This is a genomic window from Staphylococcus sp. HL28, from assembly GCF_021117155.1.
In the GTDB taxonomy this organism is placed as follows: domain Bacteria; phylum Bacillota; class Bacilli; order Staphylococcales; family Staphylococcaceae; genus Staphylococcus; species Staphylococcus warneri.
On the sequence record NZ_CP088218.1, the window covers coordinates 1,336,083 to 1,362,345 of the forward strand.

Annotated in this window: 26 protein-coding genes and 1 riboswitch; of the genes, 23 read left to right on the top strand and 3 right to left on the bottom strand. The window is 32.8% G+C overall.

Going from position 1 to position 26,263, the window contains the following annotated elements; translation table 11 throughout:
• Nucleotides 1–61: 61 nt before the first annotated feature.
• Nucleotides 62–949: a site-specific tyrosine recombinase XerD gene (gene xerD, locus LPC11_RS06565; RefSeq protein ID WP_023372586.1), complete on the top strand. Its 888-nt coding sequence runs from the start codon at nucleotides 62–64 to the stop codon at nucleotides 947–949.
• Nucleotides 950–991: 42 nt separating this feature from the next.
• Here xerD and LPC11_RS06570 read toward each other — a convergent pair whose 3' ends face one another.
• The gene (locus tag LPC11_RS06570; protein WP_023372584.1) at nucleotides 992–1,528 is read right to left on the bottom strand and encodes a DUF309 domain-containing protein; all 537 of its coding nucleotides are present in this window, start codon (nucleotides 1,526–1,528) and stop codon (nucleotides 992–994) included.
• 92 nt (nucleotides 1,529–1,620) lie between these two features.
• On the opposite strand from LPC11_RS06570, the gene LPC11_RS06575 reads away from it, so the two are divergent.
• The 6 genes from LPC11_RS06575 to LPC11_RS06600 all read left to right on the top strand — a co-directional run bounded on the left by LPC11_RS06575 (nucleotide 1,621) and on the right by LPC11_RS06600 (nucleotide 7,128).
• Nucleotides 1,621–2,352 carry a segregation and condensation protein A gene (locus tag LPC11_RS06575; RefSeq protein WP_164967146.1) on the top strand — a complete coding sequence of 244 codons (732 nt, stop codon included), beginning with the start codon at nucleotides 1,621–1,623 and terminating at the stop codon, nucleotides 2,350–2,352.
• Nucleotides 2,345–2,887 carry an SMC-Scp complex subunit ScpB gene (gene scpB, locus LPC11_RS06580; protein WP_107566407.1) on the top strand — a complete coding sequence of 181 codons (543 nt, stop codon included), beginning with the start codon at nucleotides 2,345–2,347 and terminating at the stop codon, nucleotides 2,885–2,887. The genes LPC11_RS06575 and scpB overlap by 8 nt, the downstream gene beginning before the upstream one ends.
• Nucleotides 2,880–3,620, top strand: coding sequence for a pseudouridine synthase (locus tag LPC11_RS06585; protein WP_023372578.1), 741 nt, complete (start codon nucleotides 2,880–2,882; stop codon nucleotides 3,618–3,620). Before scpB ends, LPC11_RS06585 begins: the two co-directional genes overlap by 8 nt.
• 131 nt (nucleotides 3,621–3,751) lie before the next feature.
• A complete protein-coding gene (locus LPC11_RS06590) occupies nucleotides 3,752–4,477 on the top strand; it encodes a response regulator transcription factor (RefSeq protein ID WP_002465735.1) in 726 nt (241 codons plus the stop codon).
• The gene (locus tag LPC11_RS06595) at nucleotides 4,461–6,203 is read left to right on the top strand and encodes an ATP-binding protein (protein WP_023372576.1); all 1,743 of its coding nucleotides are present in this window, start codon (nucleotides 4,461–4,463) and stop codon (nucleotides 6,201–6,203) included. The genes LPC11_RS06590 and LPC11_RS06595 overlap by 17 nt, the downstream gene beginning before the upstream one ends.
• 186 nt (nucleotides 6,204–6,389) lie before the next feature.
• A riboswitch (FMN riboswitch) is annotated at nucleotides 6,390–6,518 on the top strand.
• Nucleotides 6,519–6,579: 61 nt separating this feature from the next.
• Nucleotides 6,580–7,128: an ECF transporter S component gene (locus LPC11_RS06600; protein ID WP_023372574.1), complete on the top strand. Its 549-nt coding sequence runs from the start codon at nucleotides 6,580–6,582 to the stop codon at nucleotides 7,126–7,128.
• A gap of 51 nt (nucleotides 7,129–7,179) precedes the next feature.
• Here LPC11_RS06600 and LPC11_RS06605 read toward each other — a convergent pair whose 3' ends face one another.
• A complete protein-coding gene (locus LPC11_RS06605) occupies nucleotides 7,180–7,428 on the bottom strand; it encodes a ferredoxin (protein ID WP_002433578.1) in 249 nt (82 codons plus the stop codon).
• Nucleotides 7,429–7,539: 111 nt separating this feature from the next.
• Between LPC11_RS06605 and LPC11_RS06610 the strand changes: the two genes are divergently transcribed.
• The 4 genes from LPC11_RS06610 to ypdA all read left to right on the top strand — a co-directional run bounded on the left by LPC11_RS06610 (nucleotide 7,540) and on the right by ypdA (nucleotide 12,818).
• Nucleotides 7,540–8,508 carry a helix-turn-helix domain-containing protein gene (locus LPC11_RS06610; RefSeq protein ID WP_041613558.1) on the top strand — a complete coding sequence of 323 codons (969 nt, stop codon included), beginning with the start codon at nucleotides 7,540–7,542 and terminating at the stop codon, nucleotides 8,506–8,508.
• Entirely contained in the window at nucleotides 8,489–9,868 is a 1,380-nt protein-coding gene (locus tag LPC11_RS06615; protein ID WP_106913133.1) for a RecQ family ATP-dependent DNA helicase, read from the top strand. The genes LPC11_RS06610 and LPC11_RS06615 overlap by 20 nt, the downstream gene beginning before the upstream one ends.
• 145 nt (nucleotides 9,869–10,013) lie before the next feature.
• The gene (gene ebpS, locus LPC11_RS06620) at nucleotides 10,014–11,639 is read left to right on the top strand and encodes an elastin-binding protein EbpS (protein ID WP_023372568.1); all 1,626 of its coding nucleotides are present in this window, start codon (nucleotides 10,014–10,016) and stop codon (nucleotides 11,637–11,639) included.
• A 192-nt stretch (nucleotides 11,640–11,831) separates the two neighbouring features.
• Entirely contained in the window at nucleotides 11,832–12,818 is a 987-nt protein-coding gene (gene ypdA / locus LPC11_RS06625) for a bacillithiol disulfide reductase YpdA (RefSeq protein ID WP_023372566.1), read from the top strand.
• Between the two features lie 57 nt (nucleotides 12,819–12,875).
• Here the strand turns inward: ypdA and LPC11_RS06630 are convergent, their stop codons facing one another.
• Complete coding sequence (locus tag LPC11_RS06630) at nucleotides 12,876–13,850, bottom strand: asparaginase (RefSeq protein ID WP_023372563.1); 975 nt, start codon at nucleotides 13,848–13,850, stop codon at nucleotides 12,876–12,878.
• A gap of 76 nt (nucleotides 13,851–13,926) precedes the next feature.
• Between LPC11_RS06630 and cmk the strand changes: the two genes are divergently transcribed.
• The 12 genes from cmk (at nucleotide 13,927) to aroA (ending at nucleotide 26,262) form a co-directional block, all read left to right on the top strand.
• The gene (cmk, locus tag LPC11_RS06635; protein ID WP_023372561.1) at nucleotides 13,927–14,586 is read left to right on the top strand and encodes a (d)CMP kinase; all 660 of its coding nucleotides are present in this window, start codon (nucleotides 13,927–13,929) and stop codon (nucleotides 14,584–14,586) included.
• Between the two features lie 283 nt (nucleotides 14,587–14,869).
• Nucleotides 14,870–16,048: a 30S ribosomal protein S1 gene (rpsA, locus tag LPC11_RS06640; RefSeq protein WP_002465798.1), complete on the top strand. Its 1,179-nt coding sequence runs from the start codon at nucleotides 14,870–14,872 to the stop codon at nucleotides 16,046–16,048.
• 174 nt (nucleotides 16,049–16,222) lie between these two features.
• Nucleotides 16,223–17,533 (top strand): ribosome biogenesis GTPase Der, encoded by a 1,311-nt coding sequence (gene der / locus LPC11_RS06645; RefSeq protein ID WP_023372559.1) that lies wholly within the window; start codon nucleotides 16,223–16,225, stop codon nucleotides 17,531–17,533.
• 21 nt (nucleotides 17,534–17,554) lie between these two features.
• Complete coding sequence (locus LPC11_RS06650; RefSeq protein WP_114599435.1) at nucleotides 17,555–18,553, top strand: NAD(P)H-dependent glycerol-3-phosphate dehydrogenase; 999 nt, start codon at nucleotides 17,555–17,557, stop codon at nucleotides 18,551–18,553.
• 170 nt (nucleotides 18,554–18,723) lie between these two features.
• A complete protein-coding gene (locus tag LPC11_RS06655) occupies nucleotides 18,724–18,996 on the top strand; it encodes an HU family DNA-binding protein (protein ID WP_001043863.1) in 273 nt (90 codons plus the stop codon).
• A gap of 597 nt (nucleotides 18,997–19,593) precedes the next feature.
• Nucleotides 19,594–20,166, top strand: a complete 573-nt coding sequence (locus LPC11_RS06660) for a hypothetical protein (protein WP_023372555.1) — start codon at nucleotides 19,594–19,596, stop codon at nucleotides 20,164–20,166.
• Between the two features lies 1 nt (nucleotide 20,167).
• Complete coding sequence (locus LPC11_RS06665) at nucleotides 20,168–20,875, top strand: demethylmenaquinone methyltransferase (protein ID WP_002465741.1); 708 nt, start codon at nucleotides 20,168–20,170, stop codon at nucleotides 20,873–20,875.
• Nucleotides 20,876–20,895: 20 nt separating this feature from the next.
• The gene (locus tag LPC11_RS06670) at nucleotides 20,896–21,855 is read left to right on the top strand and encodes a polyprenyl synthetase family protein (RefSeq protein ID WP_041614013.1); all 960 of its coding nucleotides are present in this window, start codon (nucleotides 20,896–20,898) and stop codon (nucleotides 21,853–21,855) included.
• A gap of 133 nt (nucleotides 21,856–21,988) precedes the next feature.
• Nucleotides 21,989–22,438 (top strand): nucleoside-diphosphate kinase, encoded by a 450-nt coding sequence (gene ndk / locus LPC11_RS06675; protein WP_041613555.1) that lies wholly within the window; start codon nucleotides 21,989–21,991, stop codon nucleotides 22,436–22,438.
• Nucleotides 22,439–22,693: 255 nt separating this feature from the next.
• Entirely contained in the window at nucleotides 22,694–23,860 is a 1,167-nt protein-coding gene (gene aroC, locus LPC11_RS06680) for a chorismate synthase (protein ID WP_023372547.1), read from the top strand.
• Nucleotides 23,861–23,884: 24 nt separating this feature from the next.
• A complete protein-coding gene (gene aroB / locus LPC11_RS06685; RefSeq protein ID WP_023372545.1) occupies nucleotides 23,885–24,949 on the top strand; it encodes a 3-dehydroquinate synthase in 1,065 nt (354 codons plus the stop codon).
• Nucleotides 24,950–24,960: 11 nt separating this feature from the next.
• Entirely contained in the window at nucleotides 24,961–26,262 is a 1,302-nt protein-coding gene (gene aroA / locus LPC11_RS06690; protein ID WP_231307188.1) for a 3-phosphoshikimate 1-carboxyvinyltransferase, read from the top strand.
• Nucleotide 26,263 lies beyond the last annotated feature (1 nt).

Genomic DNA, 26,263 nt, shown 5'->3' on the forward strand with positions numbered 1-26,263 from the left:
GATTAATACACCACACATATATGATATTAAGAAGCCACCGCTTCAAAAGAGGTGCTTTATAATGGAAACAATTATAGAAGAATATTTAAAATTTATTCAAATTGAGAAAGGATTAAGTGTCAATACAATTGGTGCTTACCGTCGAGATTTGAATAAATATAAAGAATACTTAGCACTACAAAAGATTTCAAATATCGATTTTGTAGATCGTCAAACGATTCAAGAATGTTTAGGTTATTTAATCGATCAAGGCCAATCATCTAAATCTATCGCTAGATTTATTTCAACAATACGTAGTTTTCATCAATTTGCGTTACGCGAAAAATATGCAGCTAAAGATCCAACAGTATTAATAGAAACGCCAAAATACGAAAAGAAACTCCCTGATGTATTAGAAGTAGATGAAGTCATTGAATTACTCAATGCACCAGATTTAAATAAAAACAATGGATATCGAGATCGCACAATGCTTGAGTTATTATATGCTACAGGCATGCGTGTATCCGAAGTGATCCAAATTGAAGTTGAAGACGTCAATTTAATGATGGGATTTGTTCGCGTATTTGGTAAAGGAGACAAAGAACGTATTGTGCCGTTAGGAGATACGGTTATAGATTATTTAACTACCTATATCGAGACCGTACGGCCACAATTACTTAAGCAAACTGTGACCAATGTCTTATTCTTAAATATGCATGGTAAACCTTTATCAAGACAGGGTATCTGGAAAATGATTAAACAAAATGGTCTAAAAGCTAATATTAATAAAACACTCACGCCACATACATTGAGACACTCATTTGCAACACATTTACTTGAAAATGGTGCCGATTTACGTGCAGTACAAGAAATGTTAGGACATTCTGATATTTCAACAACACAATTATATACACACGTTTCAAAATCACAAATTAGAAAAATGTATAATCAATATCACCCTAGAGCTTAATAAACGTTAAAAACCAATGATACTTAAAGCATCAAATAAGTATCATTGGTTTTTATTATTATCAATTTTGAGTCTTTGATACCGTTTATCCTTTAATGCGAGTTGTCGTGCTAAAACAACATCACTTCTATCTCTTAATAAATGATGATGAACAATCTCATCATTTAAAATAGGTGATGAAACAAAATGATAATCTGAATAATGTAATTGAATTCGATTCAACATGTCAGCATTAATAGGTAATGGTATAGGTTCAAAGGGTTGTTGTTGTGCTACGCGTGTCATTTGTTCGTCCAGTAACGTGATATACCGTCGAATATTCAAATGTAATTGCATTTGATCTTGTTTATTAGCATTTTTGATGACCTGTTTTGCTTTATCAAAAGACTTTGCAGCACCTTTTAAATTACGTCGTCGAAAGTGATAGCAAGCCGTAGCACATAAAATCAAACTCACGACAGCATCTTGTTTGCTAAAGTTATTATTCTCCTTCCAAGCTTCCTCAAGAATGTCATGACATAAAAAATAGTGCTGACTAGTATGAAAGTGATAATAAAATTGAATTAATGCTTGTTCCATCTGAATTTCACCTTAATTTTAAAAGTTATATAAATTCATGCTATAATATTTTAGTGAAATATGCACATAAGTTGCAACATGAGGTAGATACTATGTATGAAGTAAAACTGGATGCATTTAACGGTCCACTCGATTTGTTATTACATTTAATTCAAAAATTTGAAATAGACATTTATGATATACCTATGAAGTCATTAACTGAACAATATATGCAATATGTTCATGCAATGAATCAATTAGAAATCAATGTAGCAAGTGAATACTTGGTCATGGCTTCAGAATTACTGATGATTAAAAGTAAATTATTGTTACCACAATCAGAAGATGATCTCGACCTCGAAGAAGATCCACGTGAAGATTTAGTCGGTAGATTAATAGAATATCAGAACTACAAAGAGTACACTGAAATTTTAAATGAGATGAAAGCCGAACGTGATCACTATTACACTAAACATCCAACTGATTTATCACATATGGAGACTGATGAATCTTGGGATCCATCGAACACCATCGATTTAACCGAATTAATTGTTGCTTATCAACGTGTTAAAAACCGAGTAGAAATCAACAAACCTCATTCTGTAGAAATCAAGAAAGAAACATTTACCATTCAACAAGCAACGGCACAAGTCACAGACAGATTAAAAACAAAGTCATCCTTCAATTTCTTTAGTCTGTTTACATTTACAGAACCTATAGAACAAGTGGTGACTCACTTTTTAGCCATATTAGAAATGTCAAAGTCAGGGATTATTAATATTGAACAACATCAAAACTTTGATGACATTAATATATTAAGAGGAGTGAATTACGGCGTTGAATAAGCATGGTATATTAGAAGCACTGCTATACACATCCGGAGATGAAGGTCTTGAAGTCAAACAACTGCTTGAAATTCTAGAGGTCAATGAAGCTGAATTAGCTGACCTTATCGACTCATACGAATCGAACGGTCTTGTGATTCAACAATTTGGAACAACATGTGTTCTAACAACTAAAAAGGACGCTGCACATTATATCGAAGCCTTAATTGAACAAAAATCTAAAATGAAATTATCACAGGCCGCAATGGAAACATTATCTATTATTGCGTATAATCAACCATTAACTCGAAGTGATATTGAACTAATTAGGGGTATAAATTCTGATGGTGCAGTTAAAACACTCATTGCAAGAGGTTTAGTAGAAGCAAAAGAAGTTCAGAATTCACGTAGTCAACAATTAATTACGACAGACTTATTTTTAAATGTATTCGGTATAGAAAAATTAGAAGATTTACCAACCACTCAAGAAGATGAAGAAGAAATGGACGCGTTCTTTAGTAACTTGGTAAATCAAAAGGGAGATACAAATGAGTAAAGAATTAGAAAGATTACAAAAAAGAATTGCAAGCAGTGGTTATACATCACGCCGTAAAGCTGAAACTTTAATTACTGACGGCAAAGTAAAAGTTAATGGACAAGTAGTCACTGAACTAGGTACAAAAGTATCAAACTCAGATACTGTGGAAGTTGAAGGCATTAAATTAGAGCAAGAAGATAAGATTTATATTTTATTTAATAAACCCGCTCAAGTAATTACAAGTGTATCGGATGATCGTGGCCGCAAAGTAGTAACTGATTACTTTAAAGATATCGAAACACGTATATATCCAGTAGGTCGATTAGATTATGATACATCTGGATTATTATTATTAACGAACGATGGTGAGTTCACGAATTTAATGACACACCCTCGATATCATATTAAAAAGAAATATGTTGCTAAACTAAAAGGTTATTTAATGAGAGAAGAAGTCAAAGCTTTAGAAAAGGGTATCGAACTTGAAGATGGTTTCACGCAACCTGCTCAAGTTAAAGTGAAAAACCAAGACAAAGATAAAAATACGACTCTCGTTGAAATTACGATTAGTGAAGGTAGAAACAGACAAGTGCGTCGTATGTTCGAACACTTTGGACACCAAGTGAGTAAATTAACGCGTATCCAATTTGGACCGCTTGATTTAAAAGGATTAAATGCAGGTGAAGGTAGAGTACTCACACCTCATGAAGTTAAAACAATTCGCCATTTAGCTGAAAATGGAAATGATTAAACTATACCACTGATATTTTAAATCTTTGAGATTTTTTTCACAAAGATTTCTTTAACACTAACTTAATGACTATTTCATATGCTATAATAACTATTGAAATGAACAGCATGTGTAGGAGGTAATTTAGTATTATGACGAATGAAATACTTATCGTTGATGACGAAGATAGAATCAGAAGATTACTTAAACTATACCTAGAAAGAGAATCTTTTGAAACACATGAAGCAAGTGATGGTAAAGAAGCATATCAACTTGCTATGGAAAATGACTATGCGTGCATTCTTTTAGACTTAATGTTGCCAGAGATGGACGGTATCGAAGTAGCCACTCAATTAAGAGAGCATAAAGATACACCTATTATCATGCTCACTGCAAAAGGTGAAGAGACGAATCGTGTCGAAGGGTTTGAATCGGGTGCAGATGACTATATCGTTAAACCATTCTCTCCAAGAGAAGTAGTCCTAAGAGTCAAAGCATTATTAAGAAGAACGCAATCAACTACACCTGAACAAAGTGAACCTCATGCAAGAGACGTGATTGAGTTCAATCACTTAGTCATCGATAATGATGCACATAGAGTACTAGCTGATAATGAGCAGGTTAATTTAACACCAAAAGAATATGAACTATTAATTTATTTAGCTAAAACACCTAATAAAGTATTTGATCGTGAACAATTATTAAAAGAAGTTTGGCATTATGAATTTTATGGCGATTTACGTACAGTAGATACGCACGTGAAAAGATTAAGAGAGAAACTCAACAAAGTATCGAGTGATGCAGCTCATATGATACAAACTGTTTGGGGCGTCGGCTATAAATTCGAGGTTAATACAAACGATGAACCGGCTAAATAGTGTAGTAATAAAACTGTGGTTAACTATAATTTTTATAGTAACGACAGTTTTAATTTTATTAAGTGCTGCGTTAATTACTTTTATTCAATATTACTATACACAAGAAGCGGAAGATTCCATTAAAGAAGACGCCAAACGTATTAGTTCATTGGTAGAAAGCTCTAAAAATCAAAATATAGCCATCAAAAATAGCCAAACATTAATTGATAATCCAGGTGGATTGATTATTATGAAAAATTCATCTACCGCTTATCAACAAACAATTTCAACAGATAAACAAGCAATGCTAAAAGAAATCAAAGATAATAATGATTTTAACCGTGTTTTCAAACATGGTGAGTCAATGACACGTAATGTCACGATTAAAGAAAAGGGTAATTCACATCCCTATATATTAGTGGGTTATCCAATGAAAGCTGAGCCAGGAAGTCACTCAGAATATAGTGGTGTCTTTATATTTAAAGATTTAAAATCAATCGAAGATACTAACAATGCAATTACAATTATAATCTTAATTACCGCAATTATATTTTTAGCTGTGAGTACTATTTTTGCATTTTTCTTATCATCTAGAATCACTAAACCGTTAAGAGAGTTAAGAAATCAAGCTCAAAAGGTTTCACAAGGTGATTATTCACATATCACGTCAGTGTCAACAAAAGATGAAATAGGAGAACTGTCACGTGCATTTAATAATATGAGTTTTGAAATTCAAGAACACGTAGAAGCATTATCAACATCTAAAAATATACGTGATAGCTTGATTAACTCAATGGTCGAAGGTGTTATCGGTATAAATGAACAAAAAGAAATTATTTTATCAAACAAAATGGCAGACCAAGTATTCCACACACTAGATGACAAAGCGGTTGAATTAATAGAAAAACAAATCGAACAAACTTTTAATACTAAAGAAACGCAATTCCAAGAAATCGAAGCAAATACACGTTATTATGTGATAATCATGAGTTATATTGACCGTATCCAAAATGATGGCAGAAGTGGTATCGTTGCTATTATACGTGATATGACAAATGAACATAACCTTGATCAAATGAAAAAAGACTTCATCGCAAATGTGTCTCATGAATTACGAACACCAATAGCATTATTACAAGGCTATACAGAATCTATTGTAGATGGTGTTGTTACAGAACCAGATGAGATACATGAATCACTCGCTATTGTCTTAGATGAATCTAAACGTCTAAACCGGTTAGTAAATGAATTATTAAATGTAGCGCGTATGGATGCTGAAGGATTATCTGTAGAGAAAGAGACACAACCAATTTGTGATTTACTCAACAAAATGAGAATAAAATATCGTCAACAAGCTACTGATTTAGAACTTAACATGCAATTCGAAGTGAACAATCAACAGTTATGGGACTATGATATGGACCGAATGGATCAAGTCCTAACCAATTTAATTGATAACGCATCAAGATATACACAACCTGGAGATACGATTTCAGTAACTACAGACGAAGATAATAGATATAATATTTTAAGAATAGCAGATACGGGTACAGGCATCGCACCTGAACATTTACAACAAGTATTCGATCGTTTCTATAAAGTAGACGCGTCAAGAAAAAGAGGCAAACAAGGTACTGGATTAGGATTGTTCATCTGTAAAATGATTATAGAAGAACATGGCGGTACAATTGAAGTTGAAAGTCAAGTAGGCGAAGGAACTACCTTTATCATCAAATTACCAAAATAAACATAATAAAACCTGTTAGAGTCAATTGATACTTTAACAGGTTTTTTATTTATTATTAAATCTATAGATTAATCATCAACTTGATTATTTTAATGACAACTTATATCTATATAAATATATCGGAGCAAACTCATTGTACATAGCAGAGTTATCATGTATGATATATTTAAATTAAAATTATAGTTAATTCATCTTCGGGGTCGGGTGCAATTCCCAACCGGCAGTAAATTAAGCCTGCGACGTAAAATGTTTCATTTTACCTGATTCAGTGAAATTCTGAAGCCGACAGTATAGTCTGGATGGGAGAAGATGGAGGTTTTTTGTTGTGCAAATTTCCTCCTTTTCTAGCAAGATGAATGAAAGGAGAAAATCATATATGCAACAAAACCAAAATAGACGTTTAATCTTTATAAGTATGTTAAGTGCAGTCGCTTTCGTACTTACATTTATTAAATTTCCATTGCCATTTTTACCACCATACTTAACGTTAGACTTTAGTGACGTACCTACATTACTTGCTACATTTTTATTAGGACCAATTGCAGGTATTATAGTGGCATTTATTAAAAATTTACTCAATTTCTTTTTCAATATGGGCGATCCTGTAGGCCCCGTAGCGAACTTCCTAGCAATTGCAAGTTTCTTGTTAGCTGCATACTACATTTACAAAAATAAACTTAGTAAGCAGTCATTATTAACAGGTCTTGTAATAGGTACAGTAGTTATGACCATTGTATTAAGTATTTTAAATTATTTTGTATTGTTACCACTTTACGGCATGATATTTAACTTAGGTGACATTGTTCATAATCTTAAAGTGATTATTGTTTCAGGTGTCATACCATTTAATATTATTAAAGGTATTGTCATTTCAATCATCTTTTACTTTATATTCAATAGAATTAAAAATAACATTCACTTATAAATAACTAATGCCCTTACACATGATGTGCAAGGGCGCTTTTAATACTATATATTATTCAAATTTAAGTGCGTCACCATCGAATGGTTCGTCTTCAATTTTGATTGAATCTGTTGGACAACCTTCTAGTGCATCTTCCATATCTTCATATAACTCTTCTGGCACCTCTGCAGTACCTTGGTTATCATCAAGGATTACGAAAGCAATACCTTCGTCGTCATAATCATAGATATCTGGAGCTGCTGCACCACATGCACCGCATGCTATACAAGTATCCATATCAACGATTGTATATTTAGCCAATTTCATTCGCCTCCTTTGAAAAAAATGCTACACTAGTAATAACAATACTACTATTGTAGACATCGATAGTGTGATTTTCAATATATTCGTTTTATAGAGTGAGGGTTTATCTTGTATCAAATTATCAAACATGCTTATCAGCAAGCATTCAACTACAAAACAAATAAAAGTATTTATAATATCTTAACAGGAAAAAAATCCCATCAAACATTTTTTGACGCAAGTAGTCAACAACTTTTGTCATTATATCATAGTTTACCGAGATTAAAATATCCGTCTTTTGAGCGATATTTAAATGACTTGAATGATGAGGAACCAAAAACAATTATCAAAACGCATCCAAGATGTACATATGAAAGTCTTATTAATACATTCAACTGTATCCAATTTCTCATTCAAACGGTATCACAAAGTCTACATAACGATTTTAGATTCGTTCCTATTACTCAACAAACATACATTCAACAACGTGTTAAAGATATTTATCAACACATAAAGGTTAACGAATTAGAATCAAATTTTATTACTGAAATTAAACAATTATTTGAAAAAATCGCTAGCAAGCATGAACACGTTTATTTGCATTATTATTTACAAGGCTATGATGAAGCGATGTATACCAGACAACAAGTCAGTTTAATAGAATCAAAGTCTCAACAAGAATTATTTGAATTCGAAATGAATCAATTGGTCGATCTCATGTTTGAAATTGAAGATATGCAAGTGCATCCTATATTAAATCAAACAATCATACGACCAACATTACTTAATAAAACGAAATTAACCTTACATCAATTAGAAGAAGGACACTCGATACAAGACATTTCGACTGTTCAAAATGTTAAATTAAATACGATTGAGGATCATCTTATAGAGTTATTTATCAAAGGCTATATCAATGACTATGACAGATATTTAGACATCACAACAATTCAACCTTTTATCAACTTTTACCAAAGTCATATAGGAATCAAATTGCGAGAATACAAACAACAATTTGATACATTAACTTATTTTCAAATTAAATTGATGATTGTCGGTATTGAAAGGGGTGACTTAGTTGCTTCAACAGAAACTTAAAAATTGGTTTGGGTTTGATTCCTTTAAACCTGGACAAGAGGAAATTATTACCAGTGTATTAGAACAAAAGCACACGCTTGGCATATTACCTACGGGTAGTGGTAAAAGCCTTTGTTATCAATTACCTACTTATATAATAGAAAAGCCAACACTTGTCATTTCACCATTGATTTCTCTTATGGATGATCAAGTCATGCAAATGAAATTAAATGGTGAGCGCGCAGTTTGTTGTATCCATTCAGGAATGGACAATACAGAAAAACGACAAAATCTTAGTAATATTCGACAAAGTAAATTTATCTATTTAAGTCCCGAATTTATATTACAGCCTCAAAATTTTAAACTTATCGTCAATATAGATTTTGGTTTAATTGTTCTTGATGAAGCGCATTGTTTGTCTGAATGGGGATATGATTTCAGACCACATTATGCCTTGATTGGAAAAATAACGAATTCATTTAAGTCGGCTACAATTCTTGCATTAACTGCAACAGCACCACCTCATTTAGAAAGCGATTTATCAGAAATGCTCAATGTTAATTTCAGTACAATTAAAACAAGTATGAATCGTATGAATATTTCATTGAAACATCTCAATTTCGGATCTGACGAAGAAAAGATTGAATGGATGTTACCACAACTTAATGAAACAGGTCCCACTATTATATATGTATCTTCTAAAAAATTATGTTTAACACTGGCTCAACTTATTTATGATTCAGGTTTTTTAACAGGGATATATCACGGCGATTTAAGTTATCAAGAAAGGCAGACGGTACAACACCAATTTTTAAACAATGATATTCCAATCATAGTTGCAACAAGTGCATTTGGTATGGGAATAAATAAAAAAGATATACGAACAGTCATTCATTTTCATTTGTCATCGAGTCCTTCTAATTATTTACAAGAGATTGGAAGAGCAGGTAGAGACGGTGAAGCAAGCCAAGCCATTAGTTTATTCCAACCCGACGACGCTTTTATTTTAGAAACGATACTATTTGCTGATAGAATCACAACTGAAGATATTAATGCATTTGAATTAGGACAATTTATCCCTCCTGAAAAAGAGTCCATATTATCTATACTTTATAATCAATATTCAATTAATCAAATGCAACGTATATTTAATCAATCATTTCAACGTAAAAAGTTAGGTTATAGTCGAATGTTAGGCTACACACAACTTGACCAGTGTCGCCGTAAATACTTGTTAGAATTTTTCAACGAACAACCTAAACTACCAGATATATGTTGTGACAATGATACAGAGTTACCCAGTATGAAAGTAATAAATCGTAAGAAAGTTAAACGCAAGCTTTCATATAGTGAAAAACTTCAAAATTTATTTGAACTATAGATTTTATTTTGCTTAACTCTTTATTCAAGCTATAATTAACTTATGAACAAAATCTTAATACCTAAAAAATTCTTGATTACTATACATAATCATTTAATAAATGGGTATAGTTTATGTATCATTATAAAATTAAACAGAGAGGATGATGATTGTGTCTAATAATAACTTCAAAGATGATTTTGAAAAAAATCGTCAAGCGATAGACCCAGAAGATCATAACGAGCAGACATCTTCACATGAAGAACAAGAAGAAAATGCAACAGACAGAACTGAAGACAAAGCAAATCAACAATTCCCACCGAGAAATGCACAGAGAAGAAAGCGTCGTCGAGATATAGCGACAAATAATAACCGTCAGTCAGATTTACGTACAAATACTAGTCAAGATGGTTCATTAGATGACAGACATGATGATACATCATTACATAATGGAGATAACAAAAATTATGATGCATCAAATCACAATGAGGTAAATAAAGATCAAAAGCAAGAACATCATCCTGAAAATCGTTCGACTCGTGAGTCAGAACAAGAATTAAATCACGATGAACCTTTAAAGCGTAGTCGTAAAAGTGACGATGAACAACATGATGATCATCATGACAAGAAAGAAGGACGCGGTAAAGATGCCGCTCTAGCAGGTGGCGCAGCTGTAGGTGGTGCTGCAGTTGGTAAAAAAGTGACTAGTGATCATAAACATGGTGACAATGATAGTCATGAGGATCGTGTACGTGAACGTGAACATGACCATCACAAAGATAACGACCGACATGATGACTTTAATAAAGATGACCGTCGTCAAGATACATCTAAAGATCGCCAAGACGAACTTAATAAAGATCATCATGATGAAGAACACCGCGACTCAGGAAAAGGTAAAAAAGCTGCTGCAACTGGTGCCGGTGTTGCTGGTGCTGCAGGTGCTGCTAGTTTAGCGAAAAATCATCATGATAAAAAAGAAAGTCATCATAGTGATAAAGATATCAAAGATAACGACAAACATGATGAAAACAACAAACATGATAATGAAGATAAACACAAATCTAATAAAGGTAAGAAAGCTGCTGCAGTAGGTGCAGGCGCTGCAGGTGTTGCTGGTGCTGCAGGTGCTAAACATCACCATGATAAAAAAGAAACTAACAAACATGATGATAAGAATCATGATGATAAGAAAAAAGGCGGCTTTATGAAAATCATCTTACCAATTATAGCTGCAGTATTAATTTTAGGTGCAATCGCTATTTTCGCAGGTATGGCCTTAAATAATCATAGTAATAGCGGTAATGATGATAACAAAGTGGCTAATGAAGATAGTAAAGATGGCAAGAAAAACAATGACACTAGCAAAGATAAAGACAGCAAAGATAGCTCAAAAGACAAAGATAAATCAAAAGACTCTGATAAAGATAAAGCAACATCTAGTGACGACTCAAATTCATCTGACGCTTCAAATTCAGATAAAAATAGTTCTAGTGATAACGCAAATGGTGCTAATTCACAAGCAACTAATAATCAAAATCAAAATGGCGGAAATAGCCAAAATGGTCAAGGGCAAAGCTCACAACAAAATGGCCAACAAGGCAATAGCCAAAATAGCAATAGTAACCAACAAGGTAAACAAACACATACTGTAAATGGTAAAGAAAATCTATACAGAATTGCCATTCAATATTACGGTAGTGGTTCACCTGCTAATGTCGAAAAAATTAGACAAGCTAATGGATTAAATGGTAACAATATCCATAATGGTCAAACATTAGTAATCCCATAGGTACTGTTCAATCATCAAATTAACTGTAAGTAATGTTAACGCATTACTTACAGTTTTTTTATTAGATTTTCGTCAAATCAAGACGAATACTCAAAAAAGTCATAAATAATTTAAACTTTTCTAAAACAAGGACTTCGCGAAAATAGGATATAACTGATATAATAATTTGGTGATTAAAGGAGGCCGTTTTACATGCAAAAAATAGAAAGTATCATCATTGGTGGAGGACCTTGTGGCTTAAGTGCAGCCATTGAACAAAAGAAAAAAGGTATTGAAACATTAGTAATAGAAAAAGGTAATGTTGTAGAATCTATCTATAATTATCCAACACATCAAACTTTCTTCTCATCTAGTGATAAATTATCAATTGGTGATATTCCATTTATCGTGGAAGAAAGTAAACCACGTCGAAATCAAGCCCTTGTATATTATCGAGAAGTTGTTAAACATCATCAATTAAATATCCATGCATTTGAAGAAGTTTTAACAGTTAAGAAGATGAATAATCGTTTTACAATTACGACTACTAAAGATGTATACGAATGTAAGTTTTTAACAGTTGCCACTGGTTATTATGGTCAACATAATACATTAGAAGTTGAAGGTGCTGAATTATCTAAAGTATTTCATTATTTCAAAGAAGCACATCCGTACTTCGACCAAAACGTTGTCGTAATAGGTGGTAAAAACTCTGCAGTAGATGCCGCTTTAGAATTAGAAAAAGCTGGCGCAAATGTTACAGTGATTTATCGTGGTGATCGTTATCCTAAAGCCATTAAACCATGGATTTTACCCAATTTTGAATCCTTAGTTAATCATGAAAAAATTACAATGGAATTTAATGCGAATGTAACTCAAATCACTGAAGATAATGTTACATACGAAAAAGATGGTAAGACAATTACAATTCCGAATGACTATGTCTTTGCAATGATTGGTTATCATCCAAATTATGAATTCTTAGAATCAATCGGTATTGAAATTAATACAAATGAATATGGTACTGCACCAGTTTATAATCGTGAGACATACGAAACAAATGTAGAAAATTGTTATATTGCTGGTGTCATTGCTGCTGGTAATGATGCTAATACAATCTTTATTGAAAATGGTAAATATCATGGTGGCTTGATTACCCAAAGTATTCTTACTAAAAAGCAAACGCCACTTGAATCATAATAAATATGGCGTAGAAGGTTTAAATATCATTCCTTCTACGCCTCTTTAAATTCTTGTTTATTCTTCAAAATATCGTTTGATTTGTTCGCGATTCAATTCATTACTTAAACTTACAAGTAATTTTAGTCTTGCTTTAGGACCATTTAATCCATTTGAAAATATCAATCCTTTTTCAGCCAGTTGATAACCGCCGCCTTCATATGCATAAACTGGACTGACAATACCGTTAAATGAACGAGATACGATGACAATTGGAATTTGTTTATCAATACAAGCATATAAGCCTTCTAAACAAGTAGGTGGCAAATTACCTTGTCCCATAGCTTCTATAATTAAACCATCAATATCGCTCTCAGCATAAAAATGCAATAAGTCACTCTGCATATCCATGTATGATTTTACTAATGGTACATTTAACTTTGGATTAATCATTTTATAGCTTGTATGATGCAACGGATGGTGATGATATTGCACATTATCCTTTGTTAATACACCTAACGGACCATGATTCGGACTTTGAAAAGTATTCGTATTAGATGTATGTGTTTTAGTTACATTACGCGCTGTATGAATTTCATCATTAAAAACAACCATGACACCCATATGATATGAATTGTTAGATGAAGCCACTCTTATAGCAGAAATAAAATTGTACAATCCGTCTGAACCAATTTCATTTGATGAACGCATAGCGCCAGTAATCACTACAGGTTCTTCGATATCTAATAATAAATCTAATAAATAGGCTGTTTCTTCAAGTGTATCTGTACCATGTGTAATTACAAAACCATCATAAGTATTTTCATTATTTAGATTTGCATTAACGATAATATCCCTTAGTTCTTTAACATGTTGAATAGACATATGAGGAGAAGGGACATTCATAGGATGTATTTCATCTACTTGTGCGTATTGTTTGATGATATCCTGATGTTGAGAAATTGGATTTTCTTTATTTGTAATGACTCGATTGGAACTATCTTGTGACATGCTAATAGTGCCACCTGTATGTATAACAAGTAGACGTTTCATAGTTTTCCTCCTATTAATAAAATACATATTTATGATAAAATATTATTCATCAAACAACAAGGTAGGTATTTCGATAATGAGTTTAATTAATATTGCTTTAGATGGCCCTGCAGCTGCAGGTAAAAGTACAATTGCAAAACAGGTTGCTAGCCAACTATCAATGATTTATGTAGATACTGGTGCGATGTATAGAGCAATCACATATAAATATTTACGTACAAATCAAACTGAAGACTTCGAAGCATTAATCAAAGATACAACACTAGAATTAACTTATGACGAAACAAAAGGCCAACGCGTAATACTAGATAACGAAGATGTCACTGATTATTTAAGAGAAAATGATGTTACAAACAATGTTTCATATGTTGCCTCTAAAGAACCAGTTAGATCATTTGCAGTTAAAAAACAAAAGGATTTAGCAGCTCAAAAAGGCATTGTTATGGACGGTAGAGATATTGGTACAGTAGTACTTCCAAATGCTGAACTAAAAGTTTATATGATTGCCTCTGTTGAAGAACGTGCAGAACGTCGTCAAAAAGAAAATGAACTTCGAGGTATTGAATCTAATTTAGAGCAACTTAAAATTGAGATTGAGAAACGTGATCAATATGATATGAACAGAGAAATTTCACCTCTAAGAAAAGCAGATGATGCTATCACATTAGATACAACAGGTAAATCAATTGAAACAGTTACAAATGAAATTTTAGACATGGTTAATCAAATAAAATAATCAATTAAGAAGCTATATAAACGACTTAAGCAGAAACGTTTATATAGCTTTTATTGTGATTTATAATAAACATGAGTTATTTCAAACTGAAATAATAATCATATATACTATAAATATGCATCTTTACCTCTTAATTTTGAATAAAAATTGAAACCTAACGTACTTAAAGAGAAACTTTAATAAATTATCATTCTTTTTCTTAAAGTGTAAAAGGGGAATTTCTTGACAATTCTGTCAGTTTGTAAGATGTTATAATTATGTAGTGTATAAGGAGGCAGACAAGATGACTGAAGAATTCAACGAATCAATGATTAATGATATTAAAGAAGGTGACAAAGTCACTGGAGAGGTACAACAAGTTGAAGATAAACAAGTTGTTGTGCATATTAATGGTGGAAAATACAATGGTATAATCCCTATTAGCCAATTATCCACACATCATATTGAAAAACCTAATGAAGTAGTTAAAGAAGGCGACGAAATCGAAGCCTACGTAACGAAAATTGAATTTGATGAAGAAAATGATTCAGGCGCTTATATTTTATCAAAAAGACAACTTGAAACTGAACAATCTTATGATTATTTACAAGAAAAACTTGATAACAATGAAGTGATTGAAGCGAAAGTCACAGAAGTTGTTAAAGGTGGATTAGTAGTAGACGTTGGTCAACGCGGATTTGTTCCAGCATCACTCATTTCTACAGACTTTATTGAAGACTTCTCTGATTTCGAAGGTCAAACAATTAAAATTAAAGTGGAAGAGTTAGATCCAGAAAATAATCGTGTTATTTTAAGCCGTAAAGCTGTAGAACAAGCTGAAAATGAAGTTAAAAAAGCTTCATTACTAGACTCACTGAATGCCGGTGATGTTATTGAAGGTACAGTAGCACGTTTAACAAACTTTGGTGCATTTGTTGACATTGGAGGCGTAGATGGATTAGTTCACGTTTCTGAATTATCACATCAACACGTACAATCTCCTGAAGAAGTCGTTTCTGTTGGAGATAAAGTAAATGTTAAAGTTAAATCAGTAGAAAAAGATACAGAACGTATTTCATTATCAATCAAAGATACGTTACCAACACCTTTTGCTCAAATTAAAGGTCAATTCCATGAAAATGATGTTATTGAAGGTACAGTTGTAAGATTAGCTAACTTCGGTGCATTTGTTGAAATTGCTCCAGGCGTTCAAGGATTAGTTCACATTTCTGAAATTGATCATAAACACATTGGTACTCCAGGTGAAGTATTAGAACCTGGTCAACAAGTAAGTGTTAAAATCTTAGGCATTGACGAAGAAAACGAACGTGTTTCTTTATCAATTAAAGCAACATTACCAAATGAAGACGTTGTTGAAAGTGATGCTTCTACAACTCAATCTTATTTAAATAATGACACTGATGAAGATAATCCTACTTTAGGTGATGTCTTCGGTGATAAATTTAAAGATCTTAAATTTTAATAGTTAAATATGCTATGAAGATACACTCCAATTAGAGGTTAAACTTTAATTGGAGTGTTTTTTATGTATGACAATTTAAAGTCAATATATTACCTTGTTTATTATAATCGTATTTTGAATCGGTGCTTGCATGTGATAAAATTATAGAGATTAAGAAAGAGAGGAAGTTAACAAATGACTAAACCTATAGTTGCAATTGTAGGAAAGCCTAACGTAGGTAAATCTACAATTTTTAATAGAGTAGTCGGCGAACGTGTATCCATCGTGGAAGACACACCTGGTGTAACCAGAGACCGAATCTATTCATCAGGTGAATGGTTAACGCATGAATTCAATATTATTGACACAGGTGGTATTGAAATTGGAGATGCACCATTCCAAACACAAATAAGAGCACAAGCAGAAATAGCAATTGAAGAAGCAGATGTCATTGTATTTATGGTCAATGTTAGAGAAGGATTGACTCAAAGTGATGAAATGGTTGCTCAAATGCTTTATAAAAGTAAAAAACCTGTTGTCCTTGCAGTAAACAAAGTTGATAACGTAGAAATGCGTAATGATATTTATGATTTCTATTCATTAGGTTTCGGCGAACCTTATCCTATCTCTGGATCACATGGCCTAGGTTTAGGTGATTTATTAGATGCCGTCGTTGAAAACTTTGGTGATGAGGAAGAAGATCCCTATGATGACGACACAATTCGTTTATCAATTATAGGACGACCAAATGTTGGTAAATCTAGTTTGGTTAATGCTATTTTAGGAGAAGAACGTGTTATCGTATCGAATGTAGCAGGTACTACTAGAGATGCAGTAGATACAGAATATTCATATGATGGACAAGATTACGTTTTAATCGACACAGCTGGAATGCGTAAAAAGGGTAAAGTTTATGAATCAACTGAAAAGTATTCTGTACTTAGAGCATTAAAAGCGATTGAACGTTCAAATGTCGTTTTAGTTGTTATCGATGCAGAACAAGGTATTATCGAACAAGATAAACGTGTTGCAGGATATGCACATGAAGAAGGTAAAGCGATTGTAATCGTAGTAAATAAATGGGATACCGTCGAAAAAGATAGCAAAACAATGAAGAAATTTACTGAAGATGTGAGAAAAGAATTTCAATTCTTAGATTACGCACAAATTGCTTTTGTTTCAGCTAAAGAACAATTAAGACTTAAAACACTATTCCCATATATTAAAGAAGCAAGTGAAAATCACAAAAAACGTGTTCAAAGTTCTACTTTAAATGAAGTTATTACTGATGCTATTTCTATGAATCCTACACCAACAGATAAAGGTAGAAGATTAAATGTCTTTTATTCAACACAAGTGGCTATCGAACCACCTACATTCGTAGTATTCGTAAATGATGTTGAATTAATGCATTTCTCTTATAAACGATATTTAGAAAATCAAATCAGACATGCATTTGGATTTGAAGGTACACCTGTTCATATCATTCCAAGAAAAAGAAACTAATAAACGGAGGGGAATATTAATATGACTAAAATATCAGTATTTGGTATGGGAAGTTTTGGTACTGCTTTAGCAAATGTTTTAGCACAAAACGGACATGACGTATTAATGTGGGGTAAAAATAGTGAAAATGTTGATGAATTAAATACACATCATATGAATAAAAACTATTTAAAAGAAGCAAAGCTTGAGCCAACTATCAAAGCTACAACGGATTTAAGTGAAGGCGTTGCTTTTGCAGATATCTATCTGATGGCTTTACCTACAAAAGCGATGAGAGAAGTAGCAACACAAATTGATGCTTTATTAACTTCTAAAAAAACATTTATACATGTAGCAAAAGGTATTGAAAACGGTACTTTCAAACGCGTTTCTGAAATGTTAGAAGATTCTATTTCTCCGGAACATAATGCAGGTATTGGTGTATTATCAGGCCCAAGCCATGCAGAAGAAGTGGTTATCAAACAACCAACAACAGTTGCTGCCTCTTCAAAAGATGAAAAAGTAAGTCAATTAATACAAGATTTATTTATGAATGACTATTTACGTGTTTATACTAACAATGACCTTGTTGGTGTTGAACTCGGTGGGGCATTAAAAAATATCATTGCCGTAGCCAGTGGTATTGTAGCAGGAATGGGCTTTGGTGATAATGCTAAGGCAGCACTAATGACACGCGGTTTAGCCGAAATTAGTCGTTTAGGTGAAAAATTAGGTGCAGATCCAATGACATTCCTAGGATTAGGTGGAATTGGCGATTTAATTGTAACTTGTACATCAACTCATTCACGTAACTTTACATTAGGTTATAAATTAGGCCAAGGCAAAACAACTGATGAAGCACTTGAAGAAATGAAAATGGTAGTTGAAGGTATCTATACAACAAAATCAGTATACTATTTAGCACAAGAAGTTAATGTTGAAATGCCCATAACAACTGCGCTATATAAAGTGTTATTTGAAGATGTACCCGTTAAAGAAAGTATTAAAGAATTAATGGGTCGAGACAAAAAATCTGAATAAATAGTGTAATTTAACACATAATTTATGAGATTTTCAAAAAAATTAATTCTATTCGCTTTATTTCAACGTTTTTAATATATAAATCGTTGCGATGACAGTAATCAGTGTGTTAAAGTCATACCATAATGATATAAAGATATCATTATCAAACCTCAGGAGGTGAATTCATAATGAATAAAACTGATTTAATCAATGCAGTAGCAGAGCAAGCTGATTTAACTAAAAAAGAAGCTGGTTCAGCAGTAGACGCTGTATTCGAATCTATCCAAAACTCACTTGCTAAAGGTGAAAAGGTACAATTAATCGGTTTCGGTAATTTTGAAGTACGTGAGCGTGCTGCTCGTAAAGGCCGTAACCCTCAAACAGGTAAAGAAATTGATATTCCTGCAAGTAAAGTCCCAGCATTCAAAGCTGGTAAAGCATTAAAAGATGCAGTAAAATAATTTTACTTAAAAAAGCCCTTCTGGGGCTTTTTTGTTTTTATAATGAATTTCGAATATATAAGCTAGTTAATTAAAACTACTAAAATTTATTTTTTAAATTGAAACCACTATACATACGATTAAATTTTATACATATTACGGCATCATAATGCTATAACTAAAATTAATAAACAGCTGGGACATAAATATATATTTCAAGTTACATTCATATTTAGGCAGTAGTTAACTTCTTTCTTTGAAAGAAAAAGGGGTTTGGCGGATTACAAAAGACTTTGCTTTTGCATAAGCGTACCTAACTTCTTTCTTTGAAAGAAGAAGGGATTCTGCGGATTACAAAAGACTTTGCTTTTGCATAAGTGTACCTAACTTCTTTCTTTGAAAGAAGAAGGGATTCTGCGGATTACAAAAGACTTTGCTTTTGCATAAGTGTACCTAACTTCTTTCTTTGAAAGAAGAAGAGATTCTGCGGATTACAAAAGACTTTGCTTTTGCATAAGCGTACCTAACTTCTTTCTTTGAAAGAAGAAGGTACTCTAACATTTAATTTTTTGATATATAATGTTAATATAAATAGTGATAATATCGTGAGGTGTGAACATGGAAACTACTGTCAGCAAATTAAATATAGATATCAAACAAAGACTTAAGGGTATTGTTGATTATGAATCTATCCAAATCAATGAGAAATTGGGGGAGTTATTAGATTCATATGATTTACCGGAAAAAGCTAAGTTAGCTTGCCTCACAATTGACACTTCAATGAAACATTTAGATGATATATCTAATGGTGGATTATCAAAACATTCAATTTTAGTTGGTGATCTACTTAGTGCGCATTTTTATACTATTCTAGCTGAAATCAATGATCCAACATATCAGCTTGCAATGAGTAAAGCTATTGTTGAAGTAAGTGAGTTGAAATCATCACTTCATCAACATGTTTTAACTGATGATGAAGCTAGTAACGCCATATTTAAAGTTGAAACATTATTCCCATATATTACGCTGTCACATTTTTGCGATGAAGAAAATGCGAATCGTATATATGAATTTTTATATGACGATGTACATGATTACTATCCATCATATTTAAAAAACTACAACAAAGAACGTATTGATCAAATAATGAAAGACATCAAACAAACGCTAGATAAAAGAAGAGGTAATTAGGATGGCTGAAAATAACGCTAAAAAAGAGCAAGTTCATACAGTATTTCAAAATATTTCAAAAAAATACGATAGATTAAATAATATCATTAGCTTCGAACAACACAAAGTTTGGAGAAAACGTGTTATGAAAGAAATGTCAGTTAAGAAAGGTAGTACAGCTTTAGATGTTTGTTGTGGTACTGCCGATTGGACAATCGCATTAAGTAAAGCAGTTGGACCTCAAGGAGAGGTGACTGGACTAGATTTTAGTGAAAACATGCTAGAAGTTGGAAAAGAAAAGACCGCTCATATGGACAACATACATTTAGTCCATGGTGATGCAATGAATTTACCTTTCGATGATGCGTCATTTGATTATGTAACAATTGGTTTTGGTTTAAGAAATGTACCTGACTACTTAGGTGCACTAAAAGAGATGGAACGTGTGCTTAAACCAGGTGGCATGATTGTCTGTCTAGAGACTAGCCAACCAACATTACCAGTATTCAAACAAGTTTATCGTTTATATTTCAAATTCGTAATGCCTATATTTGGTAAGTTATTCGCAAAATCTAAAGAAGAATACGAATGGTTACAACAATCAACCTTTGACTTCCCAGGTAAAGAAAAATTAAAACGACTATTTGAACAAGCAGGATTTAGTAATATTAAAGTACGTAGCTTCACAGGTGGCGTTGCTGCAATGCACCTTGGCTATAAACAAAAATGATCAGACCAAAGGTGATTAACGTGGCAAAGTTAAACATGAACAATGAAATAAAAAAAGTTGAAAAGCGTCTTGAACAAGCTATCCATAGTCAAGATAAGGTACTTGAAGAGGCAGCTTTTCATTTACTATCTTCAGGGGGAAAGCGTGTAAGACCAGCTTTTGTTATCCTTAGTAGTCAATTCGGCAAAGAAGAAGGCGTTTCTGAAGATACTTACAAAGTAGCTGTCGCATTAGAACTTATTCATATGGCAACATTAGTTCATGATGATGTCATAGATAAAAGTGATAAACGTAGAGGCCGTTTAACTATATCTAAAAAATGGGATCAAACTACAGCTATTATTACAGGCAATTTTTTACTAGCATTAGGACTACAACATTTATCGGAAATTAAAGACAAACGTGTTCATGAAATTTTATCAGAATCTATTGTGGATGTCTGTCGAGGAGAGCTATTTCAATTTCAGGATCAGTTCAATAGTCAACAAACGATGACCAACTATCTACGACGAATCAATCGTAAAACAGCACTTTTAATTCAACTTGCTACTGAGGTTGGTGCAATTACAGCTGGCTCTGATATTAAAACAATACGCAAGTTAAAAATGATTGGACATTACATTGGTATGAGTTTCCAAATAGTTGATGATATTCTCGATTTTACAAGCACTGAAAAGAAACTAGGTAAACCTGTAGGTAGTGACCTAATGAATGGACATATTACTTTACCAGTACTACTTGAAATGAGAGATAATTCAACATTTAAGCAAATGATTGAAGATCTAAATCCAAATAGTGATAAAGAACAATTTGAAGCGTGTATCAATATCATTCGTCAATCAAATAATATTCAAGTATCAAAAGATATCAGTGAAAAGTACTTAGATAAAGCACTAAATTTAATTGATGAATTAGAAGATAATCAAGCACGTAACTTGTTTAAAAAGTTAATTAAAAAAATGGGCTCTCGAAATGTGTAGAGAATGTAAATCAACTTGAAAGCGCTTTAAATAATTGGTATGATAATAGTTAGCTAGGTTATTAATAGCCGGACAAGTCAAATTATACATACACTAGAAACTTGTTACATTAAATTACAGGGGGACTACGCAAGTGGAACGTACATTTTTAATGATTAAACCAGATGCAGTACAAAGAAATTTAATTGGAGAAATTATTTCTCGAATTGAAAACAAAGGATTAAAACTTGTAGGCGGTAAGTTAATGCAAGTACCACAAGAATTAGCAGAAAAACATTATGGTGAGCATGAAGGAAAACCTTTCTACAATAATTTAATCTCTTTCATTACTTCAGCACCAGTTTTTGCAATGGTTGTTGAAGGTGAAGATGCTGTTGCAGTATCTCGTCACATTATTGGAAGTACAAACCCATCTGAGGCTGCTCCTGGTTCAATTAGAGGAGATTTAGGTTTAACAGTTGGTAGAAATATTATCCACGGTTCTGACTCTGTTGAATCAGCAGAAAGAGAAATTAACTTATGGTTCAAAGAAGAAGAAATCAATAGTTACGAATCTCCTAGAGACGCTTGGTTATACGAATAATATCAAACATAAAACGTTATTCATTTTATCCAGAGTGATGTGTCCATGACACATCACTTTTTTCTTTGAGATTTTTTAGCTCAAATACTACAATTATCAAATTTATATACTAAATCATAGTTATGAGAAATTCATTTTTTTAAAATCAATAAAAATAGTGATCACTTGCTAAACTTATATTGATTTATTGATTATGATATGATTAAACCAATATAATAATTTATAAACGAACTCAAGGGAAAGGAGTGTGCTTTGATGAGATATTTAACCTCTGGTGAATCACATGGCCCACAACTAACGGTAATTATTGAAGGTGTTCCAGCTAATTTAGAGATTAAAGCTGAAGACATTAACAAAGAGATGTTTAAGAGACAAGGTGGCTACGGTAGAGGACGTCGTATGCAGATTGAAAAAGATGCAATTGAAATTGTTTCTGGTGTAAGAAACGGTTATACCCTAGGTAGTCCTATCACACTTGTCGTTACAAACGATGACTTTACACATTGGAGAAAAATCATGGGTGTTGAGCCAATAAGTGATGAAGAAAGAGAAAATATGAAACGTACAATTACTAAACCTAGACCAGGTCATGCAGACCTTATTGGTGGTATGAAGTACAACCATCGCGATCTACGCAATGTTTTGGAACGTTCATCAGCTAGAGAAACAGCTGCTCGAGTAGCTGTTGGAGCTGTGTCTAAAATCTTATTAGACCAATTAGATATCCATATCTATAGTCGTGTAGTAGAAATTGGTGGTATCAAAGACGAAGGTTTATATGATGTTGAAACATTTAAATCAAATGTAGATAAAAACGACGTTCGTGTTATTAACGATGATATTGCTCAACAAATGAGGGATAAAATAGATCAAGCTAAAAAAGAAGGCGACTCTATTGGTGGCGTCGTTCAAGTTATGGCTGAAAATATGCCTGTAGGTATAGGTAGTTATGTTCATTACGATAGAAAATTAGATGGCCGTATTGCTCAAGGTGTTGTAAGTATCAATGCATTTAAAGGTGTGAGTTTCGGTGAAGGGTTCAAAGCTGCCGAGAAACCAGGTAGTGAAATTCAAGATGAAATCATGTATAACGAAACACAAGGATACTATAGAGCATCAAATCATTTAGGTGGTTTTGAAGGTGGCATGTCTAATGGAATGCCAATTATTGTTAACGGAGTAATGAAGCCAATACCAACTTTATATAAACCTTTAAACTCTGTAGATATCAATACTAAAGAAGATTTCAAAGCAACTATTGAAAGATCTGATAGTTGTGCTGTGCCAGCAGCAAGTGTTGTTTGTGAACATGTCGTTGCATTCGAACTTGCTAAAGCCCTACTAGAAGAATTTCAAGCCAATCATATCGACCAACTTAAAGCACAAATAGCAGAACGCAGACAATTAAATATCGAATTTTAATTCGTATAATTCAGGTGATTAAATATGAAGTTAAACACAACATACGCAAACAACAACTATCCTATCATTGTAGAACATGGCGCTATCAATCAATTAAATGATATCAACAAATCATATGATCAATCATTTTTTATCATTGATGATACTGTTTATCGTTTGTTTAAAGACAAATTAGACCAATTGATCCAAGCTAATCACGCTACTAAAATAATCATACCACCAGGTGAGCAAACAAAGACTTTTGCATATTTTCATGACATCATTGAATCCATACTCAGTCATCAAATTACACGTAATACGTCAATTGTAGCTATTGGTGGTGGTGCAACAGGAGATTTTGCTGGATTTGTTGCATCAAGTCTATTAAGAGGTGTTGCATTTATACAAGTACCTACGACTATTTTAGCTCATGATTCAAGCATTGGAGGTAAAGTAGGTATTAATTCGCAACATGGTAAAAATCTGATAGGTGCGTTTTATCGTCCTAGTGCAGTTTTATATGATTTAGACTTTTTACCAACATTACCTTATAGTGAAGTACAAAGTGGTTATGCAGAAGTATATAAACATGCTTTGCTCAATGGTGAAGCAGATACTAGAAAGATAGAACAGCATTTTTCAAATAAAGACGCATTAGCCTCATTAAATGATATGGAAACATATATTTATAAAGGGATAGAAACGAAACTCAATATAGTAATTAATGATGAAAAAGAGCAAGGTGTTCGTAAATTTTTAAACTTAGGACATACCTTCGGACATGCTATAGAATATAAATATAAAATTCCACATGGACATGCAGTAATGATAGGTATTGTATATCAGTTTATTGTGGCGAATCACGTATTAAAAACTAACTACGATATTGATCATTACTTAAATTATTTAGATGCTTTAGCATATCCAATACAAATCATTAAAGAGCTTCAATTCGATGACATTTATCAATATATGCTTTTAGACAAAAAGAACAATCAAGATGGCATTCAGATGGTATTGTTAAAATCTTTAGGTAATGCAGTCGTTCAACATGTTGATCAATCTACACATCTAGCTGCATTTAAAGAACTTCAATCAAAAATTAAGTAGGTGAATAAATGATGTCGACTGCAGAAACAATTCAAATTAATGGGCCTTTAAAAGGCGAAATAGAAGTCCCAGGGGATAAATCAATGACACATCGAGCGATTATGCTCGCATCATTAGCCACTGGACAAACACAAATTTACAAACCTTTACTTGGTGAAGATTGTAAACGAACAATGAATATTTTTAGACTTTTAGGTGTTTCAATTACCGAAGAAGAAGATAGATTAATTGTTGATTCACCTGGCTACCAACATTTTAAAACACCGCACCAAGTGCTCTATACAGGTAATTCAGGAACTACCACACGCTTATTAGCCGGTCTACTAAGCGGCATTGGTATTGAAAGTGTAATATCTGGTGATGTGTCTATTGGTAAAAGACCTATGGATAGAGTGCTTAATCCTTTATTGCAAATGAATGCAAATATTTGTGGCGTAGAGGGTAACTATACGCCACTCATTATTAAGCCTTCCGAAATCAAAGGGATGACTTATACAATGGAAGTAGCAAGCGCTCAAGTAAAAAGTGCTATTTTATTTGCAAGCATTTTTTCAAATGAATCCTCGAGTATTACTGAAATTGATGTGAGTCGTAACCATACTGAAACGATGTTTAATCATTTTAATATCCCTATTACTGTAAATGGTAAAACGATTGTCACAGAGCCATTAGCAGTACAACATATTAAACCACATGACTTCCATGTACCTGGAGATATTTCTTCAGCAGCCTTTTTCATCGTTGCAGCCTTAATAACTCCTGGAAGTGATGTTACAATTCATAATGTTGGCATTAACCCAACGCGTTCCGGTATCATAGATATCGTTCAACAAATGGGTGGTCGTATCGAATTAACTAATGTGACTGAAGAGGCTGAACCAACAGCATCTATTAGAGTTCAATACACACCTAATTTAAAGCCAATACAAATTCATGGAGAACTAGTACCAAGAGCCATAGATGAATTACCAGTGATTGCATTATTATGTACACAAGCATCTGGTACAAGCGTTATTAAAGATGCTGAAGAGTTAAAGGTTAAAGAAACCAATCGTATCGATACAACAGCAGACATGCTAAATCAATTAGGTTTCGAATTACAACCTACAAATGATGGACTTATTATTCATCCGTCAGAATTTAAAACAAGTGTGACAGTAGATAGTCAAACCGACCACCGTATCGGAATGATGTTAGCTATTGCATCTTTACTAAGTTCTGAACCTTTAACGATTGAACAATTTGATGCTGTCAATGTTTCATTTCCAGGCTTCTTACCAAAACTAAAGCTTTTAGAAAATGAGGGAAAATAGT